This window comes from Priestia abyssalis (genome assembly GCF_002019595.1).
In the GTDB taxonomy this organism is placed as follows: Bacteria; Bacillota; Bacilli; order Bacillales; family Bacillaceae_H; genus Bacillus_BA; species Bacillus_BA abyssalis.
Map to the genome: position 1 here is coordinate 2,069,004 of NZ_KV917369.1, position 22,081 is coordinate 2,091,084.

Annotated in this window: 19 protein-coding genes and 1 pseudogene; 16 read left to right on the forward strand and 4 right to left on the reverse strand. The window is 41.4% G+C overall.

From position 1 onward, the window contains the following. Window positions 1–5: 5 nt before the first annotated feature. Window positions 6–974, forward strand: a complete 969-nt coding sequence (locus BK575_RS09485; RefSeq protein WP_169907685.1) for a sugar ABC transporter substrate-binding protein — start codon at window positions 6–8, stop codon at window positions 972–974. Window positions 975–1,079: 105 nt separating this feature from the next. Here BK575_RS09485 and BK575_RS09490 read toward each other — a convergent pair whose 3' ends face one another. Continuing rightward, complete coding sequence (locus BK575_RS09490) at window positions 1,080–2,012, reverse strand: ribose-phosphate diphosphokinase (RefSeq protein WP_078410162.1); 933 nt, start codon at window positions 2,010–2,012, stop codon at window positions 1,080–1,082. A gap of 169 nt (window positions 2,013–2,181) precedes the next feature. After that, entirely contained in the window at window positions 2,182–3,426 is a 1,245-nt protein-coding gene (locus BK575_RS09495; RefSeq protein WP_078410163.1) for a hypothetical protein, read from the reverse strand. Between the two features lie 795 nt (window positions 3,427–4,221). Here BK575_RS09495 and BK575_RS09500 point away from each other — a divergent pair. From BK575_RS09500 to BK575_RS09575, 15 genes and pseudogenes are all read left to right on the forward strand, one after another. Next, window positions 4,222–4,422, forward strand: a complete 201-nt coding sequence (locus BK575_RS09500; RefSeq protein ID WP_078410164.1) for a DUF3311 domain-containing protein — start codon at window positions 4,222–4,224, stop codon at window positions 4,420–4,422. Then, a complete protein-coding gene (locus tag BK575_RS09505; protein ID WP_078410165.1) occupies window positions 4,419–5,897 on the forward strand; it encodes a sodium:solute symporter family protein in 1,479 nt (492 codons plus the stop codon). The genes BK575_RS09500 and BK575_RS09505 overlap by 4 nt, the downstream gene beginning before the upstream one ends. Window positions 5,898–6,133: 236 nt before the next feature. Then, a complete protein-coding gene (locus BK575_RS09510) occupies window positions 6,134–7,768 on the forward strand; it encodes an amidohydrolase (RefSeq protein WP_078410166.1) in 1,635 nt (544 codons plus the stop codon). 113 nt (window positions 7,769–7,881) lie between these two features. Next, the gene (locus BK575_RS09515) at window positions 7,882–9,099 is read left to right on the forward strand and encodes a M20 family metallopeptidase (RefSeq protein ID WP_078410167.1); all 1,218 of its coding nucleotides are present in this window, start codon (window positions 7,882–7,884) and stop codon (window positions 9,097–9,099) included. Between the two features lie 38 nt (window positions 9,100–9,137). Continuing rightward, window positions 9,138–9,455: pseudogene (locus BK575_RS09520) on the forward strand (aldehyde dehydrogenase family protein); the annotation flags it as partial. Between the two features lie 459 nt (window positions 9,456–9,914). Beyond that, window positions 9,915–11,168: a coiled-coil domain-containing protein gene (locus tag BK575_RS09525; RefSeq protein ID WP_328589494.1), complete on the forward strand. Its 1,254-nt coding sequence runs from the start codon at window positions 9,915–9,917 to the stop codon at window positions 11,166–11,168. A 207-nt stretch (window positions 11,169–11,375) separates the two neighbouring features. Beyond that, window positions 11,376–11,567 (forward strand): YbxH family protein, encoded by a 192-nt coding sequence (locus tag BK575_RS09535; protein WP_078410170.1) that lies wholly within the window; start codon window positions 11,376–11,378, stop codon window positions 11,565–11,567. 418 nt (window positions 11,568–11,985) lie between these two features. Continuing rightward, window positions 11,986–13,116, forward strand: a complete 1,131-nt coding sequence (locus tag BK575_RS09540; RefSeq protein ID WP_078410171.1) for a M14 family zinc carboxypeptidase — start codon at window positions 11,986–11,988, stop codon at window positions 13,114–13,116. Window positions 13,117–13,547: 431 nt separating this feature from the next. After that, window positions 13,548–14,198, forward strand: coding sequence for a 2OG-Fe(II) oxygenase (locus BK575_RS09545; RefSeq protein WP_078414724.1), 651 nt, complete (start codon window positions 13,548–13,550; stop codon window positions 14,196–14,198). 333 nt (window positions 14,199–14,531) lie between these two features. Next, window positions 14,532–15,707: an IS200/IS605 family element RNA-guided endonuclease TnpB gene (tnpB, locus tag BK575_RS09550; protein WP_078414725.1), complete on the forward strand. Its 1,176-nt coding sequence runs from the start codon at window positions 14,532–14,534 to the stop codon at window positions 15,705–15,707. A gap of 213 nt (window positions 15,708–15,920) precedes the next feature. Then, entirely contained in the window at window positions 15,921–16,340 is a 420-nt protein-coding gene (locus tag BK575_RS09555; RefSeq protein WP_078410172.1) for a hypothetical protein, read from the forward strand. A 498-nt stretch (window positions 16,341–16,838) separates the two neighbouring features. Continuing rightward, entirely contained in the window at window positions 16,839–18,485 is a 1,647-nt protein-coding gene (locus tag BK575_RS09560; protein ID WP_078410173.1) for a spore germination protein, read from the forward strand. Next, window positions 18,475–19,686: a Ger(x)C family spore germination protein gene (locus tag BK575_RS09565; protein ID WP_078410174.1), complete on the forward strand. Its 1,212-nt coding sequence runs from the start codon at window positions 18,475–18,477 to the stop codon at window positions 19,684–19,686. The genes BK575_RS09560 and BK575_RS09565 overlap by 11 nt, the downstream gene beginning before the upstream one ends. Before the next feature lie 42 nt (window positions 19,687–19,728). Next, the gene (locus BK575_RS09570) at window positions 19,729–20,832 is read left to right on the forward strand and encodes a GerAB/ArcD/ProY family transporter (RefSeq protein ID WP_078410175.1); all 1,104 of its coding nucleotides are present in this window, start codon (window positions 19,729–19,731) and stop codon (window positions 20,830–20,832) included. Window positions 20,833–20,936: 104 nt separating this feature from the next. Beyond that, window positions 20,937–21,569 (forward strand): GerAB/ArcD/ProY family transporter, encoded by a 633-nt coding sequence (locus BK575_RS09575; RefSeq protein ID WP_235867347.1) that lies wholly within the window; start codon window positions 20,937–20,939, stop codon window positions 21,567–21,569. On the opposite strand, the gene BK575_RS09580 is transcribed toward BK575_RS09575, so the two are convergent. Both BK575_RS09580 and BK575_RS29320 read right to left on the reverse strand, forming a co-directional pair. Further along, a complete protein-coding gene (locus BK575_RS09580) occupies window positions 21,562–21,798 on the reverse strand; it encodes a hypothetical protein (protein WP_078410177.1) in 237 nt (78 codons plus the stop codon). The genes BK575_RS09575 and BK575_RS09580 overlap by 8 nt on opposite strands. Before the next feature lie 115 nt (window positions 21,799–21,913). After that, the gene (locus BK575_RS29320) at window positions 21,914–22,045 is read right to left on the reverse strand and encodes a hypothetical protein (protein WP_268877710.1); all 132 of its coding nucleotides are present in this window, start codon (window positions 22,043–22,045) and stop codon (window positions 21,914–21,916) included. Between the last annotated feature and the right edge of the window lie 36 nt (window positions 22,046–22,081).

Here is a 22,081-nt window from a genome sequence, read left to right on the forward strand (position 1 = left end):
GGCCAATGGTGAAAAAGAACCCGCACTTCCTGCTTATAAGCAGCGGATTGTTTGCACTTATTATATTAATAGGAATTGTCGCTGTATTTCCTAAGGAAGAGGATAAGCCTAAGGTGGCTGTTGTTTTGAAAACAGGAAGTGCGCAATATTGGAAAATGGTTGAAATAGGAGCAAGAAAAGCGTTTCAGGACTTTGGGATAGACGGGGAAATTATAGCCGCTCCTTATAAATACAATGGATACGAACAACAACAGTTAAATATGTTGAAACAGGCTTTGGGCAAAAATCCGGATGCTCTTATTGTCGCACCGAATGCATCATCGGCTATACCGATACTGGAGGAATATACGAAAAAGAATATTCCTGTGCTTATGGTCGATACGGACATTGGCTGGAGTAAACAAACGGCTTTTGTTGGCACAGATAGCTACGTATTGGGGGGGAAATCTGCTGAGCTGCTGATTTCGAGGCTGCAGTCCGGGGACAAGGTCGTCATTTTGGGAGGGAACAAACATGACCCAGTGATGATTGAACGGATAAAGGGTGCCAAAGAGGCGTTCAAAGCAGCCGGCATCGAGGTTTTAGTTGAACAGCATGATATTGGAGGAGTCAATTCTTCCCAGTTGGCAATGGAAGTCATTTTAAGAACGACACCTGATATTGACGGAGTATTTGCGAGTAATGATGAAATGGCTTTAGGAGCATTAAAGGTGATAGAAGAAAAAGAGATGCAAATTCCCGTTACGGGAACCGATGGTATTATGGATATGCTAGAATTGGTTAAAAAAGGAAAAATGGATGCTGCGATCGCCCAAAATACGTATGATATGGGATACATAAGTGTTGAACAGGCATTGAAAGCAATAGAGAACAAAACCGTTGAAAAAAAGGTCGACGTCGGTATCGACATTATCACGGAAGAGAATGTACAAGAGAGAATGGATTTTTGGGGGAAAATCTTGAACAGACCGTAATGGAAATGATATAAGAAGTGCCTGCTCCGTTGGTGGTAGCAGGCACTTTTTATTCGCTTTAAAATGCTGATGATTAGTATTTGTGACCTGAAAAATGGTTTTTTATTAAGAGTGAAATTTATTTTGAGTGCGTTCGATTGCTTCTGTTAATAGCGGTGCTATGGAAAGAACCTTAATTTTTTCTCCATAGTTTGTTTCAGGCAGTGCGATTGTATTGGTTACAACCAATTCTTTAATGATAGAACGGGCAATTTTTTCAATGGAAGAACCGGAAAGAACAGCGTGTGTGAAGCAGCCGTATACTTCTTTTACCCCGTGTTCGATTAAAACATTTGTGGTAAGAAGCAGATTTTCACCTGTATCGACCATATCATCAATGATAATCGCTGTTTTCCCTTCCACATCACCGATAACGTTAACTGTTTTCGGCTCCTCCGGATTAAAGGTACGTCGGTCCATAAACGCGATCGGCACATCGAGAAAACTGGCCATTTTTCTTGCGCGAAGCGCCCCGCTGTTATCTGGAGCTACTACGACAACATCTGAGAGGTTCTTTTCTTTGAAATAAGCGGATAATGTTTGGATTCCTGATAGCTGATCAACGGGGATATCGAAAAATCCTTCAATTGAAGACGAATGCAAGTCAATGGTGATGACTCTCGTTGCTCCTGCAGTTTCTAGTAGATCCGCTATTAATTTCGCGGTAATAGGCTGTCTGGCACCCAACTTTCGGTCTTGCCTGGCGTAACCATAGTATGGAAGTACTACATTAATTGTGTTAGCGGATGCTCTTTTTAAGGCATCGATCATAATCAAAAGTTCCATCATATACTCATTGCCTGAACGAGCAATAGACTGTACCAAATATGTATCACAGCCGCGAATGCTTTCTTCGATATTCATTTGAATTTCTCCGTCACTGAACCGTTTGATTGAATTTGTGCTCATTTTGATTCCAAGCAAATCCGCAATCTCTTGTGCAAGTTCAGGATTGGAGTTCAATGCGAAAACTTTTATATTTGAATCTCGGTCTTTCATTATATCTACCACCTCTTTATTAATTTTATCCTATTTAAAGTTCTTTAACTATAATCATACACGTCTTCCGATATTTTGACAGCCTTTTCCTCACATTGAGATGAAAAATTGACAAAGAAAATGCCTCCTGCATGTTATCGAAGGATCGATACGGTGCAGGAGGCATTTACTATCTTAATAAATTTTCCAATTCTGCCATGTCGATATGAAAAACCGTCCTTGGACGTCCTTTGCCGCTTGGATGCTCAAGCCCTTCAATCCGGGCAATACCTTTTTCATGTAAATCTTTTAGCACCCTTGTTGCATGTCGGATCGTCGTGTTTAATCCGGCGCTTACATCGCGTGAGGTGACGACCTTCATGTTTGTTCCTTTTAGCCATGAATGCAGCTTCCATAACAGCGGGAGGTTATGGTTTTGGACGAAAACCGGCAGGGATGGAGAAGGATATTCTCCCGCTAGAGAAAACGGACCGCTTATTCTTTGATCATCATCAAGGAGGTAGGCAGAATGATAGGTTTCCCCATCAGCGTACTTCATTGCTTTTTCCGCATTGTGCCTCGCTTTGTCCACATTTTGTCCGTAACCGATTCCTAGTGCCAGGACTCTTGAACGAGCGGTTGATTGAAATATGGAAAAATCGGCGAAATGATCGGTAACGCGTTCGACGATTCCACGGGTCGTGTAGATCGTCAGCAATTGTCCGCTGAGCGCACTGGAGCCTGAGAACAGGCCGCTTATATCGCTTGAATACCGTAAGAGCTCATTTGTCTCAGCCTTTTCGCATTTCAGAAGCAAAACAGCGCTTTGCGTTTCGTGGCTGTTTCTTTTCAAACAAAGCAAAAGCGCTTGCTGAATCGACTCGCGGATAACTTGCTTCGTATGCTTGATCAAATATACCGGAGCATTTATTTCTTTCAGTTTTTGATATACCGAATTGGCACATGTGGCGATAATCTGGGTTTTTTTATTTTTCCATAAGAAAACATGTTTCTCGTAAAACGCATCTCTATCCCATTTTTCTTTTGGCTCCTGCAAGTGGAAAGGAATATGGGAAATTCCCATTTCTTCTCTCGTTTCCTTGAGATGCTGCTTGTGGATGCCGTCAAAGCTAATGATAGGAAAAAAGTGATAGGTCATATAAATATCAAGCATGGCTTTATAAATATCGGTTCCTTCAAACGGAATCACATAGGATAAATGAGCATCTGTTAACATTTTCTTGCAAGAATAATAGGGAGCTAATCCGCTGAACATGTAAATATCAAGGTGAGGTGCTTGTTGGATAAGTTTGGGTGCATTATATTCCGATTCGTAAATGAGCGGAACGGCCTCCAGCTCGTGAAACTCCGAAACGACCTCGCTTATGTCTTTTACTAAAACCTGTGGTCCGATAATGCCGATTTTATACTTCATGTTTTTCACCTTTCATGTAAAATTTGTTCCAGTTATCTATCCCGCTTCAGCGGAAAGGTGAGCCTCTGTCTTAAAGCATAATGAGAGGATGGTTTTCCTTTATTATATCAAAAATGTAATGTCTCTTTTTTGTCTTTATTTTAAATATCTTCAATGAAAATAATTTTAAATATTTAGAAAATTTCAATTGACATTCTCTTTAAAAGTCATTAATTTAAATATTAGACAACGAAATAGTGATTCCTTCAAGGGATGAAAAAGTTGTCTTTAAATAGTCTTTAAATTAAGTGAAAGAGAAGGGAGGCTAACATGAGACACGCAAAAATTTCAGTTTGCTAGATGAAAGCCGCTCCTGTGGGCAGCTTTCAAGAATTTGAGAGGCATGTATGGTCATTGATGAAGGAAGTGCCGCATGACTCCGATTATGTAGTATTTCCGGAATTATGTTCCATGGATCGCGAACGGCGTGGTTACCGAAGCGGAACAAAACAAACAGATTGTCATAACTGGTTCTGTTCATCTCGACATTTTGCATGAAAACAGGCGAAACGGTTTGCTACTACATACAGAGATCGTCAGCGCAGAAAAAACCTCTATATGCACTATGCTCCCTATGAATTACATGAAAATGGTTAGTTTACTCAAAACACTTCCATTCGATTCTATCAAACTCGCGCGGCATCATTCATACCATTCACGCATCCTGCGTTTTCTCGACACAACTATTAGAACTATTCAAAAATACATCACGCTTTTGATAAAAAATTAACCTATATTTGAAAAGGCGGTGTTCGTTTGAAACATATTAAATGGCTGCTGTTGGTCCCTTTTATTGGAATGCTGGGGTTTCTTCCTCTGGCCAATCGAATTGAACCTTACGTATTCGGTTTGCCGTTCCTGCTTTTCTGGATCGTTCTGTGGATTTTGCTTTCTTTCGTTATTTTGGCTGTTGTCTATAAATTGGATCCAGATAACAAGGAGGGGGGAGTAGAATGAACATTTCTTTACTGATTATGCTTCTGTTTTTATTACTTTCGCTTTATCTCGGTGTAAGGGCAAGAAAAGGAAAACAGATGAGCATGGAGGAATGGGCCGTCGGGGGCCGGAATTTCGGGACGATTTTCATTTTCCTGCTGATTGCTGGAGAAGTGTACACGACCTTTACCTTTCTCGGGGGCAGCGGCTGGGCGTATTCAAAAGGATCGGCTGCTTATTATGTAATCGCATACATTACACTTGCCTATGTTTTCGCTTATTGGCTTTCACCGAAAATTTGGAGCTACGCCACAAAGAATAATTTAATATCGCAAGGTGATTTTTATGAATCCAAATATAAGAGCCCTTATTTGGGAGTCCTCGTCTCGGTGGTCGGTGCCATTGCGATGGTTCCGTATATTGTTTTGCAGTACAAGGGGCTTGGCATCATTGTTTCCCAAGCTTCCTATCAAACGATTTCACCGGCGGCGGCGAGCTGCATTGGAGCGCTCGTGGTCACGATTTACGTTCTGATCTCTGGCATTCACGGCTCGGCATGGACAGCTGTCGTCAAAGACTTTTTAATTTTGGTTGTCGTCATTTTTATCGGCATCTACCTCCCTTTCCATTATTTTGGGGGTGTTCAACCGATGTTTGAGGCCGTCCAGCAGACGAATCCTCAAATGCTGATACTGGCTGATGAAGGCTTGAGTGTTTCATGGTTCATTTCGACCGTCTTAATGACTTCCATGGGCTTTTACGTTTTACCCACTACTTTCGCTGTCGTTTTAACTGCAAAAGGAGAAAAGCAGCTTCGGAAAAATACAATGACCTTAAGTTTGTACACGTTATTATTGCTGTTCGTTTTTTTTGTCGGCTTTACGGCTTTCATGCAAATTCCGGGATTACAGGGACCGGAGGGGGACCTCTCTTTATTGAAACTTTCTGTTCAAACATTTGATCCATGGTTTATCGGCATTATCGGTGCAGCGGGACTGTTAACGGCACTCGTCCCTGCGTCTGTTATGCTGATGTCCTCATCGACGGGTCTGGCGCGTAATTTGTATAAGGTGTTTGTACCTGGTGCGACAGAAAGGCAAGTATCGGTCGCTTCTAAACTGTTTCTCATTTTATTGTCGGGCATATCGTTTTACTTTGCGCTCACCGGCGGAGAAGCGCTCGCCTTATTGAATATTATGTCATACAGTCTTGTCATTCAAATCGCTCCATCTTTATTCCTGAGCTTCATGAAAAACAACTTTGTGACGAAATACGGGGCGTTCGCCGGGATTGTAGCGGGTGAAGTTATGGTCATCTACATCAATATGACGGGTACGACCATGAGTACATTGCTGCCTGCTGCTCCGCAGTTTATCAAAGATATCAATACTGGTTTTGTAGCTGTACTGGTCAATATCATCGTTATGAGTATTGTAAGCGTTATCACAAGCCGCGCCGTTGTGAACAGAAAAGAAGTAAACCAGCTGGAAACGTAAGATGAAACAGGCTCCTCGTTTTGGATGTGTAGAAGAGTTCATATTCTCGATCGCCAAACGAACCTGGGAACTTTTCTGCGGATCATTTAATTTGTAAGATGCCATAGAGGGAAAGCACCTTGATCAGCCCTGACAAGTGCTGATCAAGGTGCCGGGTGTTGGAGCGGGGCATTTCTGTTAAGCCAAAATTTTTATATTCTCCCACAAAAAACGCAAGGGGAGAGAAGGAGGAAAACATGACAATCGCAGATCTAGTATTTTTGAATGGTGAGGTAGTCACGGTCGACGAGCGCAATACGATAGCAGAAGCGGTTGCGGTGGAAGGAAACCGCATTAAAGCGGTCGGAACGAATGAGGAGGTGAAAGTATTTATCGGAGAAAAAACAAAAGTAATTGACCTGGAAGGAAAAAGCCTTCTTCCGGGCTTTATCGATTCACATTTGCATTTGACGATGTACGGGGTGAATCAGCAGGCCGTCAATTGTAAAGCGGATCATATCAAGTCGCTTGAAGACATTTTATCGGATCTTCGGGACAAAGCGAAGGAAACTCCAAAAGGCCAGTGGGTGAGGGCCTGGGGATTCAATGAGACGAAAATCAAGGAAAAACGTTACCCGACGAAAGAGGAGCTTGACCACATTTCAAGCGAGCATCCGATCCTCATTCTCCGGACTTGCGGGCATATTTCGATCGTCAACAGCAAAGCGCTGGAGATCGCAAAGATTGACCGGACTACCCCTGATCCCGAAGGCGGGTTCATCGAACGCGATGTCGATGGGAACACGACGGGAAGGCTTGTCGAGACGGCCAACATGGCAATGAATGAAATCGCGAGTTATACAGAAGAAGAGTTGCGAAAAGGCATGAAAACGGCCTCCGACCATTTTATCTCCTCCGGCATAACAAGCGTGCATGATGCAGGCGTATTAGATACGGATAATTTCCGCATCATGCAGCAGGCGGTCCAGGCCAAGGACATCCGCGTTAGGGTGTATGCGGTGATTTGCACGCTGAACGACTCTGCCCGTTTTGTAGACAATATAATGAGCGCGGGAATTGTGACAGGTCTTGGTGATGAGTTCTTTAAAATAGGGCCGGCAAAAGTATTTACAGATGGAAGCAGCACGGGACCGACCATTGCTACGCGTCAGCCATACACAAGCGATTCCAAAAATTTCGGAATCCTTTATTACTCGCAGGAGGAGCTTGACCGCATTTTAGGGGAAGCGCACAAAAAAGGATATCAAATCACGGCGCACGCTCAGGGGGATCGGGCCATCGAAATGGTTTTGAACTGCATTGAAAAAGCACTTGATGAACAACCGCGGAAAAATCACCGTCACCGAATCGAGCATGCTGGGATTGCTTCTGCGGATCTGCAGGAAAGAATGAAAAAACTGGGTGTGATTCCTATCCCTAATCCGCCGTTTTTCTACGAATTCGGCGAAAGCTATGTGAAAAATTACGGCAGCCGCGTTAATGAGATGTACCCGCTGAGGGATTATATCGACAATGGAATCATAGCCGCTGCCGGATCGGACTGCCCGGTGACGCACTATGATCCGCTGTTCGGAATCCATGTTGCGGTGAATCGGAAAACCGCATCGGGCCAGCTCGTTGGCGGCCGCCAGCGGGTCGGGGTGGTGGAAGCGATCCGCGCCTATACATGGAACGGGGCATATGCGAGTTTTGAAGAAGACATGAAAGGAAGCATTGAGAAAGGAAAGCTCGCCGATCTTGTGATATTGGATTCCAGTATCTTATCAGCCGATCCAGAAAACATAAAGGACTTGTCCGTACACATGACAATCATAGACGGTGAAGTGGTATTCCAGAAGCAGTCACGCCCTGTGTCTTCCTCTAAAGGATAACAGGTCACCAAAAAGCCGGAGCGGGCTCGGACAGAAGGTCAGATTCAACCATCAGGGGTGAAAAGGTTCCCCCTGATGGAAGTCTCTTAATCAAAGATAAAGGAGGAACGAAAATGAGAGAAACGGCAGCATCCGAACGATTAACAAGAGATAAACAGGAAGTGATTTCCCTTACGCAGAAACTGGTGAGAATCCCAAGTGTGTATAAGCTGAACGATCCCGATGGAAACGAGCAGAAGGTGGCATTATTTATGACGGGTTATTTGCGGCAAATGGGGGTGGACGTGCATGTAGAAGAAGTGGTGCCGGGAAGGCCGAATGTCATCGGGATTTTGGACTCAGGGAAGCCGGGGAAAACGCTGTTGTTTGAAGGGCATACAGATGTGGTGACAGAAGGCGACCTGTCTTCGTGGAAATATCCGCCGTTTAGCGGGGAGATTGTGGATGGAAGGATGTATGGAAGAGGAACGAACGATACGAAAGGAAATTTAGCTGCCGCCGTTACGGCCGTCCATTCCATCATTAAAGACAGAGAAGTCTTCCGGGGGAAAATTATTTTGTGCATTCCATGTGATGAAGAAGGATTGATGATTGGAATCAAACATTTCATTAAACGCGGCTGGGCTGAAGGCGTGGACGGCGCTATCATATGTGAGCCGGGGGAAAACAATTTATGCATCACTCAAAAAGGGGCGATGCGGGTCATCGTCAAAACGTTTGGAAAAATGGCGCATGGGGCCATGCCTTTATCTGGAATTAATCCGAATACAAGAATGGCAAAAATCATCGTAGAGCTGGAGAAGCTGGAAAATGCGGAAAAAGAGCGTCTGGGCAAGCATCCTTACCTCGGCTGGCCAAGTATTACCCCGACCATCTTAAGGGCTCCGGTGGAGGGGGAACCCCAGATTAATGTCATGCCTGATCAATGCATGACAACGCTCGATATCCGAACGGTTCCAGGGCAAGATCACGGGGTGCTGCTTGAACAAATTCAAGACATTTTTGCGAATCTCAAAAAAACGGATCCTGATTTCCGGGCAGAGGCCGAACTGATCGAAGACCGCCCATGGACGAAAACGGATCGAAACGATCCCGTTGTCCGGGCGGTCGATAAAGCTTACCGGGATGTTACAGGAAAAGAGCCGATCTATTACGGAGTTCCAGGGGCAACGGATGGGACATTTCTTCACCTGGCAGGCGTTCCGATTATTACGATCGGCGCAGGAGACCGGGAAATCCCTCACCATATCAATGAATATATCGATTTGGATGAGCTGGCGGAAGTAACGGAAATTTATCGATCAGCTGCCCTTGCTTTCTTGAATGGATGATGAGGAATGAGCATGACTGTATTGAAGGATTATCTTGGAACAGCAAGTTGATTCAAGAAGAGATTTTTGGTCCCGTCCTTGTTGTAAGCAAGTTTGAAAATGAGGAAGAAGCGATTGAGCTTGCTAACTGTACGGAATTCGGCCTTGTCGCCGGTGTGTGGACGAAAGATATACAGCGCGCCCATACGATGGCAAAGCGTTTTAAAGCCGGTCAAGTTTTCATCAACAATTATGGTGCCGGAGGAGGGGTTCAGATGCCTTTCGGCGGCTATAAAAAAAGCGGCATCGGCCGTGAAAAGGGATTGGAGGCACTGCGAAACTACACTCAATTGAAAAATATTGCTTTAAAGCTCTAGAAGACTTTTGTTGTGCTCCCCTTTTTCACGAGTAGAAAGGGGAGTTTTATTGTTCTTGCAACATCAGTTTTTCTAATCTTTGTTCGAAATTTTTTGGAGTCTCAGATTGAATAGCCTATAGGTGATTTTTTAAAAAAGTACATAATCGATGGAAGTAAAAAGGTTTTTAGGATGGAATTCAATAAATGGAGTGTGTGTCATTCCGTTATTCGTCAAATCAACAAAATCCAGGTGGGGGAGAGGGGTTTTTTGTAAAATGTAATGTAGTTGTAATATAATCGATGCTTTTTAACCGTTAACTCATGGTATAATTTTGGAGGGAAAAAGAGTTGTATCTATTTTCCTATTTTGCCAGAAATGACTTTCAAATGTTTAATCGATGCTTATTTTTCATTTATTGATTACATCACATATAGATTCACGGTTTGACCGGGAGAGGAAATTGGAGGATATAATATAGTGTTGAAACGGAAGATGGTAGTATTAAATACAACAATGATGCTTGGATTGGGAAGTTTGTTTACGGGTCCGGCTGCCTTTGCTGAATCGATTCATGAGATGAAAATGAAAAAAGAGGCCATTCAACAACAGCGCATAGAGGCACAGTCACGTATACAACTTGCGGAAAAGGAAGTTGTCCGTCTTCAAGAGGAACAAAGGAAAATGTTTGAGCAAATTAAGCGCCTTGATTTAGCATTTAATGAAAATCAGATAAAAGTTCAAGAAACGCAGGAAGAAATTACAAAAAGATCAGCTGAAATTAAAGAGCTGGAAAGTGAGATTGCGATATTAAAAGAACAGTTTGAAAAGCGTCATGAATTATTAAGAGAACGCGTACGCTCTTTTCAAGAAAGCGGCGGGAAAGTTAATTACCTGGAAGTATTGCTTGGCTCTTCAACCTTTGGAGACTTTATTGAACGGGCGGTTGCTGTGAGCACCATCGCAAAAGCCGACCAGGATATACTGGAACAAACGCAGGAAGACCAACAGAAATTAGAAGAGAAGCAAGCAATTGTCCAGAAAAAGTTAGCCGATTTACAAGGCTTGAAAACAGAACTTGACGGTATGATGGCCCAATTAAAGGAACAGAAAGCCCAAAAGGATGCGTTAATCGAAGAGTTGGAAGCGAAGGAAAAAGAAAATGCAAGCTTAAAGGCTGAGCTGCAGAAAAAAGACGGAAGTTTGGCTCTGCAAGAGTCTTCCATCCAGCAAGATATTATAGAGAAACTAAAGCGGAGCGGAGAATTGGAGGCAGCAAGAAGACAAGCAGCCATGAAAGAAACATATTCAGATGAAGCTACAGTTCCTGTAAGCAGCAATATTCGGGATGTCGTGACGGTCGGTAATAAGTGGATCGGGAATTCTGCTTATGTGTTTGGCGGCGGCCGAAATCAATACGATATAGCCAATGGATTATTTGATTGTTCTGCGTTTGTGCACTGGGCCTTTTCACAAGTAGGGATTAAACTAGGATCGGTTGGCTCCGTCAGTACGGAAAGTTTAAAGCGAATGGGAACACAAGTGCCGGTAAGCCAAATGCAGCCGGGAGATCTCGTATTCTTTGATACTTATAAAAAAGATGGACATGTTGCAATCTATGTAGGTAATGGTAAATTCATAGGATCGCAAAGTTCAACGGGTGTCGCGGTTGCGGACATGTCCCACGGCTACTGGAAGCAGAAATTCAACGGCCGCGTTAAACGGCTTTCATGACAAAATGGTCCTGGCCCACAAGTTTCTCATCGAATGAAACAGTTTATAAAGGAAATCTTGTTAAAAAGGCAGACTCTAAACCCAATGGGGTGTTGGAGTTTGCTTTTTTTAATCTCTCTTTTTCGGGTAATACTTATTTTTTCCTATTTTGGCTCATAATAAAGAAGGATCAAAAAGAATAGAGCCATTGAAAAAGGAGTAGACATCATGGGCGCAATTGAACGAAGCGGTTATCGGTTTGAACCTGAGTTTAGTGTTATTAATCAAAATGGAGCAGTTCATGTATATCAAAATGGGGAGTTCATAGAGGAAATTACATTTACATTTTCGGGAGAGTTTCCAGAACATGACCAAATCGAAGAGCTTGTTGATAAGTATTGTCAACAACATCATTTATAAATGGGAATCGTCTATTATTTTCTGGTGGTTCTATTTCAAACATTTTTATATCGAACACGGTTGGTTCGAAAGAAGTTTTGGGACCATTTTTCTTCCTATTCATTTCGCTGTGCTCTCATGGGGTGAATACATATATTCTCTGCTTTTAAGGCTTCGCAAACATTAATCGTTATCGATATCAGCGAAAAAACAATTCCAAATAACTCTGTTCGTACGATAGACCTGCTATTCAATCCGTGTAGGGTGAGGCTATCGTATGATCAGAGTTTCTTTTATAGATAAATATATCGAATTTTCGGCCTATTTAAAGGTTTTTGGATAAGTTTGTCAAATTTATTTAATAGATTTGGTAAAAATCAGGAAGGGCTTGAGAAACAACTAGTACTTCGTGCCCTATTCTTATAAGGGGGAATCGTTGATGTTGAAACAGAAATTCACAAAGAAGGTACTGATACCTTTAGCCGCATGCATGGCCATCGCTTCTCCAGGGGTTGCGCAAGAGCCAACAACTCCGGGAGGACCATCAACCAATGGGAATGATACGTTAAATAGTATCGTAACCTATGAGGATATGCAAAAAACCTTACATAAAATCGAGCATAGCAGCCACGGTCTTGGAAAAGTTGAGGTGTTTACACTCGATCAGTACGGAAAGACGGAACAAAATCGAAGTATTTATGCCGCAACCATCGGAACAGGCAAAACGAAAGTATGGATACAGGCCCAAATTCATGGCGATGAAAAGCTTGTAACAGAGGCAGCGCTGCAAATTCTGAAAAATTTGAGCAGCAGCCAAAATGCGGATGTTGAAACCATTTTAGAAGAGCTCACAATTTATGTCATTCCAATGTATAATCCCGATGGCTCCATTATGAATAAACGTCAGACACTAGTACAAGAAACTGGTCAATACGTCGACCTGAACCGTGACTGGAAAGAAGAAGGTGGATTTGAAGCAAAAGAATCATTGACTGTTTATAAGTATTGGGTGGAGGTTAAGCCTGACTATGCGATTGACCTCCATCACCAAGGATTCAAAACGGTTTATGGGACAAATGAGTCTACATCGTTCTCCTTAGGGGTATCACTGGCTCCGGATGGACCGACCTTGCCAAACATCTATGATGGCCTGTATAACAAGGTGACGAAACAAATGGTCACATATGTTTATGACGAACTAAACAAGTATGGTTATACACATATCGACCGTTATCAAGTAGGTGCGGGAGAGCAAAAATACGATATTGATATTAAAGGCGGGGTCGTCTCCGGTATGATGCTTGGATTGGACTATGACGGGCTGAATCCAGAAAAACACAGTAATCCGGCCATTTTCTTTGAGACGAAAGGGAATTCCCGAGAGGGCGGATTGGGGCAAAAATCGAATGGTTATTTGACAAAGCAAAACTATCAAGCACTGAAAGCTATTTTGTATGGAATTGCTTCGAAAGAGGTGTTTGACGTGGAGGAAGAGCGCTGGTATGAAATTCCGGCCTATCCGGTTGCAGGGTATCAAACAGATACGGGGATTATTCCAAAAATTGATTAAAGCGGTCTGATCGTTTCACCCGGTCTCAATGAACGTGAATATATGACAGAACGGTTATTTGACCCTGTCACGGAATTTTCGATTCAATTGGGGTTTCCGGACAGGGCCTTTTTGGTTTAAGGCTTAAAGGAGCCATCTCTTTAGGCATGGCTGAGAGCGTAAAATAACTCTTCTTTTTTATAAAAAATAGTAATAAAATGATAGATATACACTAATGCAAGGTGTAAAATTTGATACCGAAATCAGTAAGAAAATGAACATCATTTGAAAAGGAGGGGGAAATAAAACCTTATATAGAAGTTAAAAGCTATCACGATCTTCCCTTTAGATGAAAGCGCTTATACTATTTAATGAATGGACGCTTTCAGTAACAGACTCAGCTAATTATTTTGAAAAATAAAAATATTCGAAAAGGTTGATGAACGTTGATAATGGATGCTAAAGAATTAACGATTAAAGAACAAACTATTTTTAATCACATTGGCAATAAAATTAAAACAGAAGATAGAGAAATTAATATAATTGCTAGATTAGAAGAACCACTAATCGTCATTCTGGGAAATGTGTTAAGTGATGAAGAATGTGATGAGCTAATTAGGTTGTCAAAAGATAATCTTCAGCGTTCAAAAATTGGAGATGTACGTGAAGTAAATGAACTCAGAACAAGTAGCAGTACGTTTTTGAAAGAAAGCGAAAACGACATTATCACAAGAGTTGAAAAAAGAATATCGTCTATCATGAATGTACCTGCCCAACATGGAGAGGGTCTTCAAGTGCTTAATTATAAAATCGGTCAAGAGTATAAAGCACATTTTGACTTTTTTTCGTCAGCAAATAAATCAGTTAATAATCCTAGAATTAGCACACTCGTCATGTACTTAAACGATGTAGAGCAGGGTGGAGAAACCTTTTTTCCTAAGCTTAATTTTTCAGTTTCTCCACAAAAGGGGATGGCAGTGTACTTCGAATATTTTTATCATGATCAGACTTTAAACGAGCTAACCTTACATGGTGGAGCACCAGTTATAAATGGAGATAAGTGGGCTGCGACACAATGGATGAGAAGAAAATCATTAAAATAAAAAGGTTTGATAAATAAGCCGCTTTAACTATGAGTGGGTCATTCAAAACAGGTTCAGTAATATTATCCAAGGAATAAATTGATTTTAGCTATGGGTTCATTTTTATAACAATTGGAAGCGTTTACCGAGAAACGATTTATAATGAATTACATAAGAAAAGTCGATGAAAACATCGACTTTTTTATCATTTACCGACAGAAGACTCCCACCTCAAGGAAGGTGAAGGGCGTAGCCCAATGAGTAGGTGGGAGATGAATGTCGGTTGGCGGTAGACAAAATTTTCCTTATGATGGTATAATAGGAACAAATGTTCTTATTTGTGAGGTGAACTACATGTTAGTGAACAAAGCCTACAAGTTTCGTGTCTACCCCAACAAAAAACAAATGGAGCTAATGAATAAAACCATTGGCTGTTCAAGATTCGTCTTCAATTTTTTCCTCGGTAAACAAAAAGAAAAAGATGCTTATTGGTCGATCGTCCAAGAAATGGTTCAAAACGGACAGTTTTCAACCAATAACTGGAAAGTGACATGTTTAAATAAATACGAAACGGTGAAAGCACTTCCCGAACTAAAAAAACACTACTCTTTTTTAAAGGAAGTCGATAGTATTGCCCTCCAAAAATCAGTCGAACAGTTAGCTGATTCTTATGATCGCTATTACAAAAAACAAAATAAGCTACCACGTTTTAAGTCCAAAAAGAATCCGGTTCAATCTTATACGACCAAACATACCAATGGAAATATAGCGGTTATAGGCAACTATATAAAATTGCCCAAACTCGGTCTCGTCCGTTTTGCGAAAAGTCGTGAAGTTGAAGGACGAATTTTAAGTGCGACCATCAGGCGAAATCCTTCCGATAAATATTTTGTTTCCTTAGCTACCGAATCGGAGGTAACGGAATTACCAAAAACCCATTCAGCTATTGGACTGGATGTCGGCTTAAAAGATTTTGCCATTCTTTCAGATGGAACCATCTACTCGAATCCAAAATTTTTCCGCGCGTTAGAAGAAAAGTTAGCGAAAGCACAAAGAGTGATGAGCAGAAGAACCATAGGCGGTGCGAATTGGTCCAAAGCCAAAAGGAAAGTCGCCCGTATTCATGAAAAGATTGCGAATAGGAGAAAAGATTACTTGGACAAAATTTCCACTGAGATTGTCAAAAACCACGACATCATCGGGATGGAAGACTTGTCTGTAAGTAATATGCTTAAAAATCACCATCTTGCTAAAGCAATCAGCGAGGTATCTTGGTCACAATTCAAAACGATGATGGAATACAAAGCAAAATGGTATGGAAAACAAGTGATAACGGTAGGGAAAAACTTTCCTTCCAGTCAGCTTTGTTCCGATTGTGGCCACCAAAACAAAGACGTTAAACATCTCGGATTGCGTGAATGGGAATGTCCTAAGTGTCATACCCATCATCATCGGGATGTTAACGCAGGAATCAACCTAAAAAACGAAGCCGTAAGACTTCTAACCGCAGGGACTGCGGGGATCGCCTAATCCATAACTGGTGGATACACTGGTGTTCTTAGGAATCTCCCGCTTCAAACAGCCCATAAGGGGGTTAAGCGGTGAGTAGTTCAATTGGCTATATAGATTGATTTAGAAAATCCAACCATGATCTTTAAAAGAGTCTTAATTTAAAAGGCTGACAGAACATGGACATATTCGTTATAGTTAATAGTAACGAAACGAATAAAAGGGATGAAAAGAATGGAAGGAACAAAGGTGAAAAGAAGAACGGGGAAAGTGAAGAAACAGGGAGAGGTTAATCAAGACAAGCAGCAGCCTGAGGAAACAGTCAAAAAAAGGGGCGGAAAGGTAAAAAAAGAGCCGAAAGAAGCCCCCTCGACAACGAAGACACCAGTGAAAAAAGGGAAGCAAAAAAAGGTGAAAAAGAAAGGAAATATGCTTCAGAGCATCAACTTCGCCCGGACATTGAGATCCATTTTCTTGATTTCGATCGGTTTGCTTATCTTCTATCTATATTATCTGCAGACAGAAGGGGTGTTGATAACAGGGATTCAGCATATATGGAGCAATTACAAACAGGCGCTGTTCTCGATTTTAGGATTTGTTGCCTACAGCGGTCTGCTTTTTTATATGGGATTTAGAAAAGGAAGAAAAAAATAAATAGGGTGGCTCAAAAGGCCTGGAAATCAAGCCTTTTGAGCCACCCTACTGAAAGGACCCGTCATGAGAATCCAGTAAAATCAAGGATTCAGTAACGGGTCCTTTCAGTATCTAATAAAACGAAATGATAAGTAAAAAACGGAGTGGGTTAATTCGATGAAAGTAGAAGTGTATCGTCCGGATGGGCAAGTAGTTGGTGGATTTAATGGCCGGAAACGGTTGCGATTTAATAAAAATACTTAAAATATTATATGCTGTAAGGGAAAAGAGGCTGTTCAAAAGCCTCTTTTCCTTTTTGGGGGTTCAGAAAAGGAGGATGTGTATGGGCCCCCAATCTAAACAGATATGAGGCTGTTCAGCAGCCAATAGGCAAATGATGAAGAAACTCTGAGGAGGAAGAAAAAGGTATTAAATCAGGAAAGAAGGAGAAAATGAATATTTAGATGAAACATCGAACACTTCATTCGATGACAATGCAGATTTGGAGTGTTATGGAATATGAACAGTGGATGGAACCGATTAATCAAAAAGCGAAAAAAAAGAAGACATACGGAGAAATATGAAGAAACAGAAATTATTTCAAACAAAGACGAAATCAGTCAACATTTAGATGAAAACCTTGCAAATATTAAAGAAGATTTAGGGAATAGCGGTGACGTAATGATCCGTGAATTTAAACTCGGAAAATCTTCACTGCATAAAGTAGCGATTGTTTATATAAATGGGTTGGGAGATAAAGATATCATCGGAAGTTCGATCATAGAAAGGTTGATGAATGACGCTTCCGATACTGGAAGCAATGATTTGCAATCGCAGGATCAATTATTCACACATATAAAAGAAAATGTTTTAACAGTCGGGACAACTGAGGACATAAAGGATTGGAAAAAGCTGTACCTTTCCCTCTTATCTGGCCAAACAATTGTTTTTATCGACGGTTCAAGTCAGGCCATCGGTTGTTCTGCACAAGGCGGGGAATTAAGGGCAATTACAGAACCTGCGACAGAACCTGCTGTCCGAGGACCTAAAGAGAGCTTTGTTGAGGCGCTTATTACCAATACATCCATGGTTCGGCGCAGAATTAAGAGCCCTAATCTATGGGTTGAAACGATGAAGCTCGGGAACATTACACAAACCGATATCGCTATAGTGTATATAAAAGGGATTGTCAATGATAAGCTTCTTACTGAAGTCAAAGAGCGGCTCGGTAAAATTGAAGCAGATGAAATTCTTGGTTCCAACACAATCGAAGAATGGATTAATGACGACACATGGACACCTTGGCCGACCATGTTTGTAACAGAACGCCCGGATGTGGTGGCAGGAGAGTTGTTGGAAGGGCGTGTCGCTATTTTTGTGGATGGTACACCTAATCCTTTAATTTTACCAGCCACATGGATTCAATTTTTTCAAACGGCCGAAGATTATTACTTGCGTTGGAATATTGCCAGTTTTTTGAGGTCTCTAAGGATTATTTCATTTTTAATCACCCTGTTTGGGCCGTCGCTTTTTATTGCGTTTATTGCATTTCACCCGGAATTGATTCCAACACCTTTATTAGTGAGCTTGACCGCACAGCGACAAGGAATTCCATTTCCGGTATTTATAGAGGCTCTATTGTTGGAATTAACATTTGAGGTCTTGCGGGAAGCGGGTGTTCGCATGCCAAGGCCTATTGGGCAGGCGGTTTCAATCGTGGGTGCACTTGTATTGGGAGAAGCTGCTGTTGCGGCAGGAATTGTTTCAAGTTCCATGGTCATTGTAGTGGCAGGGACAGCCATTGCCAGCTTTACGATCCCTCATTATGCGATGATGGATGTGACGCGCTTACTTCGTTTTTTAATGATGATTTTGGCAGCCTCTTTCGGACTTTACGGAATTGGACTTGGAGTCATTGTGTTAGTGGCACATACTTGCAGTGTGCGTTCTTTTGGTATTCCTTATTTGACTCCCTTCGCCCCACTCATTCTTTCTGATTGGAAAGATACCATCATTCGTTTCCCGAAGCCGTTTTTGTCCACACGGCCTCGACTAATTAACCAAACGAAAATAAAGAGGACCGGCAATACTAAGGATCTCGGTCCGTCACCGAGAGAAGAGCAAAACAAGGACAACGAATCAAAGAGGGATTTCAATGAAACATAAACCATTCATCCTGTTCTTTATGTTTTTATGTATGGGGTTGTTGTCAGGCTGTTGGGATCGCGCCGAATTACAAGACCTTGACATTGTAAGTGCTATCGGTATTGACGAAGGCGGTGATGATGTGGAAAACAGATATCGTGTAACCGTCCAAATTATGAATGAAGGGCAAATTGCCGGTGCGGCAGGGCAAGGGGGAGGAAAAGCAGAAATGGCTCCTGTTACGACTTATTCGGCTGCAGGAAGTACTGTTGCGGAAGCTCTCCGAAAAATTGCGCCAAAGTCACCTCAAGAGCTTTTTTTTCCCCATGTCCAATTAATGGTGATTGGGGAGGAACTGGCGAGAAACAAAGGAATTCAAGATTTATTTGATTGGATTGAACGTGATGCACAATTTCGTACCCTTTTTCCGATTTTAATCGTAAGAGATAATACAGCAAAGACTCTTCTTCAAATTGCGACACCTTTAGAGGCCGTTCCTGCTGCCAAAATTGTCGGAGGTTTGGAAGCCACTAAAAAAATCTGGGGCGAGTATGCCAGTACTCGTGCTGATCAAGTCATTCAGCAATTAAGCGGAGAAGGGGCCAATCTAACGGGGATTCAAATTATAGGTGACCCAATGGAAGGGAACAAGCTAACAAACGTTCAACAAATCTCTCCCAATACAGATATCGAGGTAAAGGGACTTGCCATTTTTAAAAAAGGAAAACTGAAAAAATGGTTAGAAGGGGATGCGGCACGGGGAGCGACATGGATTAATAATGAAGTGACCAAAACGGTTATGAATCTTGATTGTGAAAAGAAAAAAAAGGGAATAGCCGTTGACCTGATGCGCTCCAATACGAAGATGAAAGCAGAAATAAAGAACCAAAAACCTGTTATTCATCTTACAGTCCGATCAGAAGGTCACATTTCAGAAGTCCATTGTCCAACCGATCTTGATAAACATGAAACCATTGAACAACTTGAAAAACAGATGAAGAAGGAAATAAAAGAGGAAATCAGGATGGCCGTAGACGCCGCTAAAGAACAAAAAAGCGATATTTTTCGTTTTGGTGAAACAGTTAACCGTGAGGACCCAAAATTGTGGAAGAGAATCAAGAAAAATTGGGATGATGAAATCTTCCCCGAGACTGAAGTCAAAATAAATGTGCAAGCGTTTATTCGGCGTTCAGGGTTGCGAACAAAGCCGTATATAAAATAAGGAGAAGTCTAGTCATGACAAGTAGCGAAGGGAGGTCAGCTGTTGGAGAAAGCAAAGGTTAGTATTATTCAACTATTTGCCATGATGTTTTTATTTGAACTCGGAAGCGCGCTTGTTGTGAGTTATGGAGTTGGTGCCCAAAAAGATGCGTGGCTTGCAATTCTTCTAGGAATGTGCGGAGGGATCGTTTTATTTTTCATTTACTACTTTTTATTTCGTCAATATCCTGATCTGCCGCTTACCGGATATGCCAGGAAAATATTCGGGAAATATATAGGGTGGATGATCGGCTTATTATACACCGTCTATTTTTTGTACGCTGCTGCCCGGAATTTGCGTGACTTCGGTGATTTGCTGCTTTCATCGACATTGCCCAAAACACCGTTATTGGCCATCAATATATTGTTGGTTCTTGCCATTTGTTATGTACTTTCTCTAGGGGTTGAAGTGTTAGGGAGAACAGCAGAGGTATTTATTGTTGTTACCATTTTCTTGGGATTTACAGGAAATCTGCTAGTGTTTCTTTCGGGTAATGTTGATCTTCATAATTTGCAGCCATTTCTCGAAAATGGCTGGAAGCCAATTATGACAACCGCATTTCCGTTAACTACTTTTTTCCCTTTCGGGGAAGCGATTATCTTTACGATGCTGCTTCCGTATTTAAATCGACCTGAATTAGTAAAAAAAGTTTGGATGTCTGTCTTGATTTCAAGTGGTCTTATCTTAAGCTATACAGCAAGTTTGAATATAGCCGTTCTCAGTGTTGGAGAAGTAGAAAGATCTACTTTTCCATTGTTATCAACCATCGGAAAGGTGAATCTTTTTGAGTTTATCCAGCGCCTGGATGCGCTTGTTGTCCTTACCTTTCTGATTACGATGTTTTTCAAAATCTCTATTTATTTTTATGGTGCCGTCATCGGACTGGTCGATATATTCAAGTTAAAAAGTCACCAACAAATGCTTCTGCCTGCCGGCATCATTCTTACCGTTTTATCCATGACGATTGCTTCAGATTTTGCGGAGCATATTGAAGAAGGTCTAAATGTGATACAGTACCCCCTTCACATGCCGTTCATGGTAATCATTCCTATGTTCATGCTGTTTGTTTCCGTGGTTCGTAATCGTTTCAAGAATAAAGCTAATTAGCCTCATTTTATTTATTCCTTGAACAGAGGATTTGGATAAAAACGTATAACAAAATAAATGAAACCTGGCCATAACAAGTAATGGAGAGGGGAGCGGGTAACTTTTTGGTCCTTATTTCAGGTAATGTTGATTTTCATAATTTACAGCCGTTTCTTGAACATGGCTGGAAACCGATCGTCACGACAGCCTTTCCGCACATAGTCATTTTCCCTTTTGCAGAAATGCTTGTTTTTACGATGCTGCTTCCATATTTAAACCGACCTGAATTAGTAAAAAAAGTATGGCTGTCTGCCTTAATTTCAAGTGGTCTTATTTTAAGTTGGACAGCAAGCTTAAATATAGCTGTTCTAAGTGTTGGTGTAATGGAGAGAGCTACCTTTCCTACGTTAGCAACAGTGGGACAAGTCAACCTTCTTGAGTTCATCCAAAGGCTTGATGCCATTGTTGTGTTTACCCTCCTCATAACCGTGTTTTTTAAAGCGTCTATCTATTTATATGGTGCCGTTATCGGACTGGCCGATTTGTTTCATTTGAAAAATCATCAACCCATACTTTTACCAATCGGAGGTATTCTTATTTTTTTGTCCATGATGATCGCTTCAGATTTTGCAGAAATGACGGAAGAAGGATTTATTTTTGTCCATTATTACCTTGGTATTCCTCTTCTTATCCTTATTCCATTGCTCATGCTGCTTGTTGCCATGATTCGTAATCGCTTCAAAAATAAAGCTAGCTAGAACCCTTTTGTTTGTGTGATTTATTTTTTATGATGATGGCAATTTGCTGCCCAATTGTAAGAAGGAGAAAAAATATTAACATCACATATTCTCCAGTTTCGATTACCCAAAATGGACTAAGTAAATTGAACAATGCATGAGAGAGTTTAAAGCCTAAAAGAATGTCCATTGTTAAAATAAGTGAAATGCTTAATGAAAAGATGAATACGAAAACTGCTAATACTTTCATCCATTTTTGCTCCTTATTGATCAGGATATAAAGATAGTATTTGTGATATGCAAAATAGAAAAGACCGATATGTAGTACCGGCCCTTTCGCACGTTTAGCGGTAATGGATGCACCTTTATTTAGATTTCATTTCCTTTGTACCTTCAGGAGTAAGAGCTTCCGGCTTGCGTCTATCCTTTTGAGTGCCATAATGGAAATTTGTCAGCTTCCCGGTATCTTCCGGTTGGTATTGTCCTTTTTGGTTCATAATCTTAATCCTCCTTTTTACTCAATATAGGAACAA